This is a genomic window from Mucilaginibacter sp. (assembly GCF_965201005.1).
Taxonomy (GTDB): Bacteria; Bacteroidota; Bacteroidia; order Sphingobacteriales; family Sphingobacteriaceae; genus Mucilaginibacter_A.
Map to the genome: position 1 here is coordinate 1099271 of NZ_OZ241747.1, position 12727 is coordinate 1111997.

General features: G+C 42.5%; 11 protein-coding genes. 6 read left to right on the plus strand and 5 right to left on the minus strand.

The window, feature by feature from the left end; all coding sequences use genetic code 11:
• Positions 1 to 73: 73 nt before the first annotated feature.
• The 3 genes from ACOFKR_RS05060 to ACOFKR_RS05070 are packed head-to-tail and all read right to left on the minus strand — an operon-like array spanning position 74 to position 2436.
• Positions 74 to 676 (minus strand): bifunctional nuclease domain-containing protein, encoded by a 603-nt coding sequence (locus tag ACOFKR_RS05060; protein ID WP_419802933.1) that lies wholly within the window; start codon positions 674 to 676, stop codon positions 74 to 76.
• Between the two features lie 26 nt (positions 677 to 702).
• Positions 703 to 1686 carry an electron transfer flavoprotein subunit alpha/FixB family protein gene (locus tag ACOFKR_RS05065; protein ID WP_419802934.1) on the minus strand — a complete coding sequence of 328 codons (984 nt, stop codon included), beginning with the start codon at positions 1684 to 1686 and terminating at the stop codon, positions 703 to 705.
• A 24-nt stretch (positions 1687 to 1710) separates the two neighbouring features.
• The gene (locus ACOFKR_RS05070) at positions 1711 to 2436 is read right to left on the minus strand and encodes an electron transfer flavoprotein subunit beta/FixA family protein (protein WP_419802935.1); all 726 of its coding nucleotides are present in this window, start codon (positions 2434 to 2436) and stop codon (positions 1711 to 1713) included.
• Between the two features lie 44 nt (positions 2437 to 2480).
• Between ACOFKR_RS05070 and ACOFKR_RS05075 the strand changes: the two genes are divergently transcribed.
• Both ACOFKR_RS05075 and chrA read left to right on the plus strand, forming a co-directional pair.
• Positions 2481 to 2822: a tetratricopeptide repeat protein gene (locus ACOFKR_RS05075; protein WP_419802936.1), complete on the plus strand. Its 342-nt coding sequence runs from the start codon at positions 2481 to 2483 to the stop codon at positions 2820 to 2822.
• An 11-nt stretch (positions 2823 to 2833) separates the two neighbouring features.
• Positions 2834 to 4033 carry a chromate efflux transporter gene (chrA, locus tag ACOFKR_RS05080; RefSeq protein WP_419802937.1) on the plus strand — a complete coding sequence of 400 codons (1200 nt, stop codon included), beginning with the start codon at positions 2834 to 2836 and terminating at the stop codon, positions 4031 to 4033.
• A gap of 168 nt (positions 4034 to 4201) precedes the next feature.
• On the opposite strand, the gene dnaB is transcribed toward chrA, so the two are convergent.
• On the minus strand, positions 4202 to 5758 hold the full coding sequence (dnaB, locus tag ACOFKR_RS05085; RefSeq protein ID WP_419802938.1) for a replicative DNA helicase: 1557 nt from the start codon (positions 5756 to 5758) through the stop codon (positions 4202 to 4204).
• Between the two features lie 305 nt (positions 5759 to 6063).
• Here dnaB and rlmB point away from each other — a divergent pair, with 305 nt between their 5' ends.
• Complete coding sequence (rlmB, locus tag ACOFKR_RS05090; protein ID WP_419802939.1) at positions 6064 to 6834, plus strand: 23S rRNA (guanosine(2251)-2'-O)-methyltransferase RlmB; 771 nt, start codon at positions 6064 to 6066, stop codon at positions 6832 to 6834.
• Positions 6835 to 7039: 205 nt separating this feature from the next.
• On the opposite strand, the gene ACOFKR_RS05095 is transcribed toward rlmB, so the two are convergent.
• Positions 7040 to 8125 carry a mannose-1-phosphate guanylyltransferase gene (locus ACOFKR_RS05095; RefSeq protein ID WP_419802940.1) on the minus strand — a complete coding sequence of 362 codons (1086 nt, stop codon included), beginning with the start codon at positions 8123 to 8125 and terminating at the stop codon, positions 7040 to 7042.
• 236 nt (positions 8126 to 8361) lie between these two features.
• Here ACOFKR_RS05095 and recQ point away from each other — a divergent pair, with 236 nt between their 5' ends.
• The 3 genes from recQ to ACOFKR_RS05110 all read left to right on the plus strand — a co-directional run bounded on the left by recQ (position 8362) and on the right by ACOFKR_RS05110 (position 12685).
• On the plus strand, positions 8362 to 10554 hold the full coding sequence (recQ, locus tag ACOFKR_RS05100) for a DNA helicase RecQ (protein WP_419802941.1): 2193 nt from the start codon (positions 8362 to 8364) through the stop codon (positions 10552 to 10554).
• A gap of 324 nt (positions 10555 to 10878) precedes the next feature.
• Positions 10879 to 11796, plus strand: coding sequence for a DUF72 domain-containing protein (locus ACOFKR_RS05105; protein WP_419802942.1), 918 nt, complete (start codon positions 10879 to 10881; stop codon positions 11794 to 11796).
• Positions 11797 to 12205: 409 nt separating this feature from the next.
• Positions 12206 to 12685: a DinB family protein gene (locus ACOFKR_RS05110; RefSeq protein ID WP_419802943.1), complete on the plus strand. Its 480-nt coding sequence runs from the start codon at positions 12206 to 12208 to the stop codon at positions 12683 to 12685.
• The last annotated feature ends 42 nt before the right edge of the window (positions 12686 to 12727 follow it).

Here is a 12727-nt window from a genome sequence, read left to right on the forward strand (position 1 = left end):
TACGCTGTTCAGCTTGAAATTAAAGTTGAAAATTAAGGTTTAGATCGGAAATTACAGAAAATGTGGACAAATATCAGGAGGATTTCCGGCGGGTCAGTTCATCCCGGATTTTGGCAGCTTTTTCGTAAGATTCTTCGGCCAGTGCTTCCTTTAGTTTTGTTTCCAGTTCTTCCAGGCTAAAAGAAGTATAACCTTTGGCCACGGCGGCAATGTTTTTTTCATCCTGCGGATCAGCGTTGATGTTTTCGAGATATACGAAATCGTTGCCTTCAATCACAATCCCGGCAGAAGAAAGAATAAATTCATACGTAAAAATCGGGCAGTTAAAGCGCACCGCCATCGCAATGCCATCCGAGGTACGGGCATCAATTTCCATGGTCTTTTTACCGTCTGAACAAATCAGTTTGGCATAAAAAATCCCATCGATCAGGTTGTAAATAATCACTTCCTGAATGGTGATGTGAAATGCCTGCGCGAAAGTTTTGAACAGATCATGCGTGAGCGGACGGCTGGGCGTCATTTTTTCAATCTCGATGGCAATTGCCTGCGCTTCAAAACTACCGATAACGATTGGCAAACGCCTGCGGCCGCTGATTTCGCCTAAAACCAACGCATACGCACCAGATTGCGTTTGGCTGTACGATAAGCCCACAATATCCAGTTTTATTTTTTGCATGTTATTGCCCATCACAAATAGTATAATTAGCTCGTTGCCAGTAGTTTATAATTTTTAACAGCTTGGGTTAATTTAGGCACGATCTCGAAAGCATCGCCCACAATGCCGTAATCGGCCACTTTAAAAAACGGTGCTTCCGGATCTTTGTTGATCACCACGATCACTTTAGAAGCACTTACGCCAGCCAAATGCTGAATGGCACCGGAAATCCCGATGGCCACATACAAATCCGGGCTAACGGAAATGCCGGTTTGCCCAACGTGTTCTTCGTGCGGCCGCCAGCCGGCATCAGAAACCGGTTTGGTGCAAGCCACGGCCGCATCCAAAGCTTCGGCCAGCTCTTCGATCATTTTCCAGTTTTCAGGTCCTTTTAAACCTTTTCCGGCAGAAACAATCCGCTCTGCATCCGGCAGCGAAACTTTTTCGGTTGACCGTAAAATCTCTTTCACTAATATATTGAAATCCGATGCTTCTTTTACCGGTATAAAATCAGCAACCTCCGCAGTAACCTTATTTTCAATTAGTTTAAAAGTATTTGGGTTGAGGGAAATCACTTTTCTGGCCGAAGTCAGCTCCACCAAGGCCGTGGCACGACCGGAAAAAGCAGTTTTTTTAACAACAAATTTTCCATTAGATGTATCCGGCAAATCCGTTGCGCCATCAGCCAGACCGGCCTGTAACTTTACGGCAATCCGGGCAGCTAAACCTCTGCCAGACAAAGAGTTGGAGAGGATTATCACATCTGCATTTTCCTTTTCGGCAACCTCAGCAATAATGGAAGCATAAGCCTGGTCAGCAAACTTTTTCTGCTGATCACCGGAAACGTTCCATACTGTTTTTATGCCATAAATTTCAAGGCTTTGCAGTTCATCCGCAGCTACCGCACCGATTGATAACGCGATTATGACTGTATTAAGCTGATCGGCAAGGGCTTTGGCGTAACAAACGGTTTCCAGAACGGCTTTTTTAAAGCGGCCTTCCGTATTTTCCGCATAAATTAAAACTGGCATAAAAACAGTATTGCTGATTATAGTTTAAATTACTCTGGCTTCCTGGTGCAGGCTGTTGATTAACCCGGCGGTGTTTTCTGCGGAAATCAATTTTACTTTTCCGCGCGGTTCCGGTGTTTCAAAAGCGATAATTTTGGCCAAATCATCCAGGGCAACCGCCTTCAAAACTTGGATAGGTTTCGTCCGGGCCGCCATTGTGCCGCGCATATTCGGTATTTTCCACTCGGCCACACCTTCTGCCGTGCCGATAATTACCGGCAGCTGGATGCTCAGTATTTCTTTTCCACCTTCAATTTCACGTTCGATCAAAGCCGTGTTTCCTTCTATATCCAGTTTTTTTGCTACCGAAACTGACGGTAAATCCAGCATTTCGCCCAGCATGGCCGCCACTTTTGCGCCATTGTAATCGATGGATTCCATCCCGGCCAAAACCAAATCAAAAGGGTTTGCTTTGATAAATTGCGTTAGCTGATAAGCCACAAAATAAGCATCGGCTGGTTCCGCATCAATCCGGACGGCATCAGTTGCGCCAATTGCCAAAGCTTTACGGATCACTGCTTCCGAAGCAATTGCGCCTACATGGATAACCGTTACTTTTCCGCCCAAATCTATCGCCCGGGAAAGGGCAATTTCATCATACGGATTAAGGATAAATTGCACGCCGTTTTTATTAAATTGCGTGTTGTTATCCGTAAAAGTTATTTTTGCCGTGGTATCAGGTACTACGCTGATGCAAACCAAAACGTTCATGCCAGAAATATTTCTGCAAAATTATAAAAAATACCCTGTTTAAGATGCAGCAAACCCGATTGGACAAGCTTTTAGCGTTTTTTAATGATGAGCCGGGAGACGAATTTCTTAAATACGCGCTTGCTACCGAATATCTCCGTTTAAACGATACCGAAAAAGCTTTGGTGTTTTATGAAGATCTGGTGAACAATCATCCGGCGTATGTGGGCACTTATTATCATTTAGGAAAACTGTACGAGGCTTTAAACCGCAAACCTGATGCTGTTTTTACCTATGAAAAAGGCATGGCCGTTGCACAGCAAAAAAACGACATGCACGCTTTTGCCGAATTACAGGGCGTGTACCGCGAATTGATAGGTTATAAAGACGAATACGAGGATGATTAAAACCGGCCGTTTTGAGTAAGCGAAAACTTTTGTTCCTGCGTGATGTGTTTTTTTACACGCTTACTGCTTTTGGCGGTCCGCAGGCGCATCTGGCTTATTTATTACGCGAATTTGTAGAAAAACGGCGTTACATTTCCGAAGAAGAACTGATGGAACTGAACGCCCTTTCGCAGGTATTGCCGGGGCCGTCATCAACCCAAACTTTGGTAGGCATTGCCTGGAAAATGGGCGGTTTGCGCCTGGCATTGTTCACGTTTTTAATCTGGGTAATCCCGTCCGCCTTAATCATGTGCCTGGCAGCTATCAGCTACAAAATGTTTGTAGAAAAAGGCATGTTTACGCACGCTTTCCATTATATCCAGCCGGTTACGGTTGGCGTGGTAGCTTATGCCGCTTATATTTTTGGCCGAAAGTTTTTAAAATCAGAACTCAGTTTTTTGCTGGGGTTATCTGCCATGGCCGTTACACTTATTTTGCGCAGTGCCTATGCTTTTCCGATTTTAATTATGATGGGCGGCATCATTTCTTCAGCTTTTGAAGCCAAAGCGGATGAAGACGCGTTGCGGGTAAAATTGTTTGCCAATATCAACCAGCGGAAAGTGATTTATTTTATCGGAATCCTGTTGTTTTTTGCCGCATTGGGTGCGCTCATCAATCAAACTTCGCCCTTTAGTTTGCCGGTACGTTTGTTTGAAAACTTTTACCGCAACGGTATTTTGATTTTTGGCGGAGGGCAGGTTTTGGTCCCGCTGCTTTTTACAGAGTTTGTGGAGATGAAGCATTACCTCAGCAATTCCGAATTTTTATCGGGCTACGCTTTGCAGCAGGTTTTGCCCGGGCCAACATTCGCTTTTACTTCTTTTATCGGCGGATTAACGTTGGGAAACCGCGGTTATGGCATCAGCGGACAAATTTGGGGAAGTTTTATTTCAATTTTGGGCATCAACTTGCCGGGCTTGATTTTAATACTGTTCATCGTTCCGTTTTGGGACGATCTGAAAAAGATAAGCCGTATCCGTAATTCTTTAAGCGGAATAAATGCCGTTGCCGTTGGGTTTATGGTAGCGGCTTTTTTGTTTTTGGCCGAACCTTTTTTAACCGATTACAAAGCACTTGGATTGATGTTCGGTACTTTTTTACTGCTTAATTTTACCCCTATAAAAACACCGTTCGTTATTTTGCTTGGCGTTTTACTGAGTGTTTTTTTCTGATTGATTTAGGGCCTGTTTAAATTTCTGTCGAATGGTTGATGTGCTTCTTTTATGCCCGTAAATTTTGCTTTTGTAATTGTTGCCAGTAGAAAAAACCCATTGAAACCGCAAGATTTTAGGTGATAAAAGAAGCATGATACCGCTGCACATAAAAATCTAAACAGCTTCTTAAAAGGGCGGATCTTCCAAATCATCCATCCGGGATGGGCGAATGATGAAGTTATTCGGTTTTTCAAATTCTTTGGAAGGCGTTAAACCGGCAGAAGCACTTGGCGCAAAATCGCTTGAATTATCATCCAAATCGGTAAACTTTACATATTTGCCGACAAATTTTAAACGCACACGTCCGGTTTCGCCATTACGGTGTTTGGCAATAATTATCTCGCCAACACCAGCTGTAGGGTTATTGTCTTCATCAAACTCCAATCCATAATATTCCGGCCGGTACAAAAACAGCACCATATCCGCATCCTGCTCAATCGAACCTGATTCCCGCAAATCCGAAAGCATTGGCCGTTTTGAGCCGCCCGGACGATTTTCTACCGCGCGGCTTAACTGCGAAAGTGCAATCACGGGCACGTTCAGTTCTTTGGCAACCGATTTTAATGCCCTGGAAATACTGCCGATTTCCTGTTCTCGGTTTCCGCCGCCTTTGCCTTCGCCTTTTCCCTGCATCAATTGCAAATAATCGATGATGATCATTTGGATATCGTGCTGCGATTTCAGCCTTCTACATTTCGCCCTGAACTCAAAAATATTCAAAGCCGGCGTATCATCAATAATCAACGGAGCTTGTTCTAAACGCCCGATTTTTGAGTGGATTTGCTGCCATTCCCATTCTTCCAGCGTGCCTTTTCGTATTTTTTCCTGTTCGATATGTGTCTCTCCGGAAACCAAACGGTTAACTAATTGGATTGATGACATTTCCAGCGAAAACACCACAACCGGTTTGTTAAAATCAACGGCGGCATTGCGCGCGCAGCTCAACACAAAAGCTGTTTTTCCCATTGCCGGGCGGGCGGCAATAATCACCAGGTCGGATTTTTGCCAGCCGGAAGTCATGCGGTCCAGATCGGTAAAACCGGAAGCTACGCCTGTCAGGCCGTCTTTTTTGTTCTTCAACGCCTCCATTTCCTTTAGCGTTTCGTGCATCAGGTCGTCCATTTTGCGCGAATCCCTGCGGAGGTTGTTTTGGGCAATATCGAACAGGTTTTTCTCGGCCTTGTCCAAAAGGTCTAAAACATCGGTCGTGTCTTCATAAGCCTGACTGATCACTTCCGTAGAAATCCGGATCAGTTCGCGTTGGAGAAATTTCTGGATAATGATGCGCGAATGAAACTCGATATTGGCCGCCGAAGCCACACGATTGGTCAGCTCAGTAATATAATACGCGCCGCCAATCATCTCTAAATCACCTTGTTGTCGCAATTGTGCCGTAACGGTTAAAATATCTACCGGCGAAGTTTTTTCAAATAGTGTTTTTATCGCCAAAAATATTTTCTGATGACTGTCGCGATAGAAAACTTCCGGTTTCAACACATCAATTACAGAGGAAAGCGCATCTTTTTCCAGCATCAGCGCGCCCAAAACCGCTTCCTCCAAATCCGTGGCCTGTGGCTGCAATTTTCCTAAATTGCCACCAGATTGCGGTGTGGAAAAACGTGAACGTTTGTCGGGGTTAAAAGTACCTGAACGGCCTGAAAAATTTTCGCTTTCTGAACTCATGAATTCAAAATTAAACAAAATTGAGCGGTTTGCATTTTCCGTTCATCAACAATGTGTTGGCAAAAATCCTCCAATCCTGATATTGAGCGGATTATAATTTCAGCATTAGCTTTTTTCATCCACTTGTCCACAATAAATGTTGATAACCCGTTTGTAGATTTTATTATGAATTGTAAATCAATGTTTTATGCCGATGTTGATAACCTTTTTTGTGGTGTAAAATTTAGGTTGATAAAAGAAGCATCCGGGCATAATTCTGCTTAACGATAGATTTATAATTACTTTCGCAGCCAAAATAACAGAAAATGATGCAGCACCGCCCGCAGTTTAAAAAGGAAAGCAACCAAATGGTTTTTGGCATTCGTGCTGTGATGGAAGCTATCCGTTCGGGCAAAGAAATTGAGGCTTTGTATGTGCAGCGCGGCTTGGGCGGAGAATTATTTCAGGAGCTAAAAACAGTATTGGCCGAATACCAGGTTATGGCACAGCAGGTTCCGGTGGAAAAACTGAACCGCATCACCCCAAAAAACCACCAGGGGATTATTGCGGTGATCTCCGAAATTACTTACCAAAAAATTGAAGACCTGATCCCGCAGATTTATGAAAGGGGCGAAGTGCCGCTGGTTTTAGTTTTGGACAGCATTACCGATGTGCGCAACATGGGAGCCATTGCCCGGACGGCAGAATGTGCTGGTGTTCAGGCAATTATAATTCCGGCAAAAGGTTCGGCACAAATTAATGCAGATGCGATCAAAACTTCCGCGGGCGCATTGTACCAGGTTCCGGTTTGCCGACATCAAAATTTGCTGCAAACGGTGCAGTTTTTACAAGCTTCAGGTTTGCAGCTGGTTTGCTGTACCGAGAAAACTTCCGAAGATATTTACAAGCCGGATTATTCTGTGCCAACGGCCATTATTATGGGTTCTGAAGAAGACGGAATTGGGAATGAACTGATCCGGATTGCCGATCATCTGGCCAAAATCCCGATGTTTGGAAAGATTGAATCTTTGAACGTTTCGGTATCTACGGGTGTAATTTTGTATGAAGCGGTGAGGCAGCGGACAGCGAAAAGCTGATAACTGTCAGCAATCAGCTTTCAGCCTGAAAAATAGGTGGTAAAAACAGTATTATTGTTTTAAGTGATCAGCAAAAAAAGGTCTATAAAAGAAGTAAAGCCTCACCCCAGCCCTCTCCAAAGGAGAGGGAGTAAAAGCAATGCTTCTTTTATCAACCTAAATATTGAATGTGTTTTTGGCTGAATGCTTACAGCTGAAAGTTTTCCTAAATATAAACCGTCCCGAATTTCTGCTTCACATCGGCCACTACTTTTTTAACATTTTGCTCCTGGCTGCGCGGGCAAATCAGCAGCGTATTGTTGGCTTCCACCACAATATAATCATTCAATCCCTGGATAATCACGAGTTTTTCGTCAGGCACATTTACCATACAATTATTTGATTCATAAAGGATTACTTTATCTGAAGGAATGGCTGCATTGCCTTCGCCGTCTTTTTCGGCCAGTTGATAAATAGAAGCCCAGGTGCCCAGATCAGACCAGCCAAATTCGGAAGGCAACACATACACATTTTCGGCTTTCTCCATGATGCCGTAATCAATCGAAATATTGATGCACTGTTGATAAACCCGCGAAACATAAGCTTTTTCATCGCTGGTGTTGTAAACGGAATTGGCTTCATCAAAAATTTCGTGCATATCGGGCAGATACTTTTTAAAAGCTTCGGTAATGGCTTTGGCCGTCCACACAAAAATCCCCGCATTCCACAAAAAATCACCGCTTTGGATAAAAGTGGTCGCAATTTCCAGCGTCGGTTTTTCGGTAAAAGTTTTTACTTTATGGAAAGCGTTGTCCAGCACATCTTCCATGTATTGGATGTAGCCGTAACCGGTGTCCGGGCGGGACGGCATAATCCCCAGCGTAATCAAACACTGGTTTTTTTGAGCCGTTTCTAAAGATTGGTTGATGGTGCTCACAAAACCGGCCTCGTCCAAAATCAAATGATCGGAAGGGGCCACGGTAATTACGGCATCCGGGTTACTGCTCAAGATTTTGAAACAGCCGTAAGCCACACACGGGGCCGTGTTGCGCATCACGGGTTCGCCCAAAATCTGGCTGTATTCCATGTCCGGCAGTTGGGTTTTTACCAGTTCAATATAACTATCGTTGGTTACTACATAGATGTTTTCTTTTGGGCAGATTTTTAAAAACCTGTTGTAAGTGCTCTGTATCAGCGTTTTACCAGTTCCTAAAATATCAATAAATTGTTTGGGATAAGAAGTCCTGCTGATGGGCCAGAAGCGGCTGCCGATGCCACCTGCCATAATAATGGCATAATAATTTTGATTCATATGAGTTTAGTTACGATCAATATTGTGATGTGAAGATGTGAAAAATATATCAATTACAAGTGATTTGTGCAAAAGCCTTTTGTACGCAGCAATCAAAATTATTCCTGCTTTTTTAAGAGGAAGTTTATGCAGCGTGCTGTTTTTATCAGGCAAAAAGTTAAATTCGCATACGATTTTTCTTTCAATTAAAAGGTTTTAAATTGAAAGTTAATAATTAAATAATATTTAAGGAGATAATGACAGAGACAAAACAATCGCTGTTTGATAATTTACAGAACTTTTTCGGTTTTAACAATTTCAAAGGTGATCAGGAAATAATCATAGAAAACATACTGGCAGATAAAGATACTTTTGTGATCATGCCAACCGGCGGCGGCAAATCCATGTGCTACCAGCTGCCCGCGCTGATGAGTGAAGGCACTGCAATCGTTATTTCCCCGCTCATCGCACTGATGAAAAACCAGGTAGATCAGCTTCGATCCTTCGGCGGTTCCGATAGCATTGCACACTTCCTCAATTCTTCCCTCAACAAAACAGAAATTGCCAGGGTTAAAGAAGATGTGATTTCAGGCAAAACCAAACTGCTTTACGTGGCCCCGGAATCGCTTACGAAACAGGAAAATATAGAATTTTTACAGCTAATAAAAATATCTTTTGTATCAGTTGACGAAGCGCACTGCATCTCGGAATGGGGACATGATTTCCGTCCGGAATACCGCAAAATCCGTCAGGTCATCAGCAACATCGGCGAGAATATCCCGATTATCGCTTTAACCGCAACCGCAACGCCAAAAGTGCAGCAGGACATCCAGAAAAACCTGCAGATGAACAATGCTTTGCTGTATAAATCATCTTTCAACCGCACCAATTTATACTATGAAGTTCGTGCAAAGCGGAACGTTTTGAAAGAAATCGTCCGTTTTGTAAAGCAGCATCAGGGCAAATCAGGCATTATCTATTGCCTCAGCCGCAAAAAAGTAGAAGAAGTGGCCGAAGCCTTAAACCTGAACGGCATCAAAGCTTTGCCTTATCACGCCGGTTTGGACCCAAAAGTTCGGGCTGATACGCAGGACAAGTTTTTGATGGAAGATGTGGACGTGATTGTGGCCACGATTGCCTTCGGGATGGGCATTGATAAGCCCGATGTGCGCTACGTAATTCATCATGATGTGCCAAAAAGCATGGAAGGTTATTATCAGGAAACCGGCCGGGCAGGCCGGGATGGCGGCGAAGGGATTTGTTTGTCTTTTTATTCTGAAAAAGACATTGATAAACTGCAAAAGTTTATGAAAGACAAGCCCGTTGCCGAGCGCGAAATCGGTACGCAGATTTTAAAAGAAGTGATTGATTATGCAGAATCTGCCGTTTGCCGCCGCAAGCAAATCCTGCATTATTTTGGAGAAAACTTTGACGCCAAAGATTGCCACAACATGTGCGACAACTGCCGCGCACAAAAAGAGTTTTTCAGCGTAGAAGCACCATTGCAAAAAGCGTTGAACCTGGTGGTAAAGCTGGGCGAAAAGTTTGATGATTTTCACATCATCAGCGTGCTGATGGGCGTTGATAATCCGCAGATACATAATTACGAACATCATTTACTGCCCGAATTTGGCTCCGGGATTGAAGAAGGCGAAAACCTGTGGAAATCTTTGATGCGCCAGGCTTTGCTCAACAATTTCCTGGTAAAAGATATTGATTACTATGGTTTGCTAAAACTGACAGATGCCGGAAATGCTTATCTTACAGATCCTTATGAACTTAAATGGGTTTTAAACCGGCCAATGGGCACCACTGACGATGATGGAGAAGATGATACACCGCAAGGTTCTGCAGTACTGGACACACAGCTTTTGCAAATGCTGAAAGATCTGTGCAAAAAAGTGGCCAGGCAAAAAAACGTACCGCCGTTTGTGGTTTTCCAAGAGCCGTCCCTTGAAGAAATGTGTTTGCATTATCCGATCAGTATGGATGAACTGAAACAAATTTCGGGCGTTGGCTCTGGCAAAGCATTGAAATTTGGCGCGCCGTTTATCGAAATGATCAAAAAATATGTAACAGAAAACGACATCGATCGTCCGGTTGATTTTGTGATCAAATCTGCCGCCAACAAATCTGCCATCAAAGTTTCCATTATTCAAAATATCGACCGGCATATTGCGCTGGAAGACATTGCTTCCTCCAAAGGTTTATCTTACGAAGATATTTTGCGGGAAATTGAATCCATTGTCAACTCGGGCACCAAACTCAATTTAAGTTATTATATTGATGATGTGATTGACGAAGACCGGCAGGAAGAAGTGTTTGATTATTTCCGTTCTGCCGAAGCCGATTCTCTGGAAGATGCATTAAAAGAGTTGGGCCCGGATGATTATACGCATGAAGAACTACAGTTGATGCGGATTAAATTTATGTCGGAATTAGGAAATTAAGCCGATAAAAGAAGCATTTGTTTCAGTTATTAATTCTGTAAATGCTTCTTTTATCACCTAAAATCTGGTGGTTTTTTTACGAGGTTTTTTATCGATAATAATTACAAAAACAAAATTTACAGGCATAAAAGAAGTATCATAAATTGCTCAACAGGAATTTTTAACAGTTGATAACAATTTAAAAAAATCCGTGGCGATTTGCAGAAGTTCTGTGGATATGCAGCAATATTTGTGATGTTTGACCTCACTCCGAACCACATTAAAGAAAAGAGAAATTTATCCCAAAATTTACCCGGTAAAAGAAGCATTCGTTTATTTTGAATTATGGAATTTGGAAAACTTGAGTTGCACCAAGCCGCTGCAACAGATTTTAGTTTGCCTGCCGAACCGGTTTTTAACACAACTACTTTGCAGCAAAACCTGCATCCGCAGCCATTAAAAGTACATGTTGGCTGTGTAGGCTGGGGCACAAAAGATTGGGTGGGCGAGGTTTATCCCGAAGGGACCAAAGAAAGCAAGTTTTGGGAAGCGTATGCACGGCAGTTTAATTTGATGGAACTGAACGCTACCTTTTATCAGATTTACCCGGCAGAAACACTGACCAAATGGAAGGAAAGAGCAGCCGCAAACCCTGATTTCTTATTTTGTCCGAAGTTTCCGAAACAGATCAGCCATGCGCAAACCTTGTATGGCACACAAGATTTAACGAAGGTTTTTTACGAAAACATCCGGGCTTTTGGTGAAAAATCAGGTCCGCTTTTTCTGCAGTTAAGCGATTATTTCGGGCCGGAACGTTTTGCAGAACTGGAAAAATATCTGCAACAATTACCTAAAGACATGCCGGTTTTTGTAGAGTTGCGGCACGAACGCTGGTTTTCAGATCAGCAGGCGAAGGAAAAAGTTTTTGCCCTGTTCCGCAGCTTAAACATCGGTGCCGTGATTACGGACGTTGCCGGCAGGCGCGATGTGGCGCACATGCATTTAACGGTCCCATCGGCTTTTATCCGTTTTGTAGGAAGCCACGAATTGCCGGAACTGACTTATAAACGCGCTGACGTTTGGATAGAACGCATCAAAAACTGGCAACAGCAAGGTTTACAATCCGTGTATTTATTTGTGCATTTGCAGCAAAATCTGCTTGAACCTAAAATGGTAGATTACTTTATTGAGCGGTTGAATCAAGAACTGGGTTTGAAGGTGAGGAGACCAAAGTTTATTGCGAAGCCATTGGAGTTGTTTTGAGTGAAAAAGGCTTTTTAACAATAAGGGTTATAATTTAATTGCTGCAAAGTTTATAGCTTGTTTAAACTTTTGTCGAAAAAAAACATCGTGCTTCTTTTATGCCTATAAATCTTGCTTTTTAATTTTAGGCCGATAAAATAATCATGGATATTTCGGTTTTTTATAGGATAAAAGAAGCATATAAAATAAACGGAATAAAATTTAAACAAACTTTTAAAACATAAATATTATATAAAAACTTATGCATTATTGTATTTATACTTCTGATATATCTAAACGGACCCTTACTGATGAAAGTTACAATTTGCCTGCAGCTTGAGATAAAGTTTGAATAAATCAGCAGGTAATATTCCTGTAAAAGGGTTTTGGGTTAAAGTATAGGAATGTGTAATCACAAATAAGTAAAATCATGCACGATAATCAATTAATCCGTCAACAATTGGCCCAACTTCTCCAAAAAAGCAATGCCCACGCAGATCTGGAAACAGCTTTAAAAGGATTAGATATTAAAAGCACAAGCATCAAGCTGCCGCATTTACCTTACACCATCTGGCAATTGGTAGAACATTTGCGGATTACACAGCAAGATATTCTGGATTTTTCGGAGCATAAAAATTATAAACCACTGGATTGGCCGAAAGAATACTGGCCGGAAGAAACCACACCTGCAAACGAACAGGAATGGGAATATTCGCTGGCAGAAATCAATAAAAGCCTTAACGCATTTACAAACTTAATTAATGATGAAAACAATGATCTTTTAAAACCTTTTGCACATGGTGAAGGGCAAAATTTATTGCGCGAAGCAATCTTGATTATTGATCATTTGAGTTACCATACCGGTCAGATTGTACTGATCAGGAGGTTGCTGGACAAATGGGAGGAGTAAGTTGCATTTTGCTTTGAAACCAAAAAAGCAATGCTATTTTTA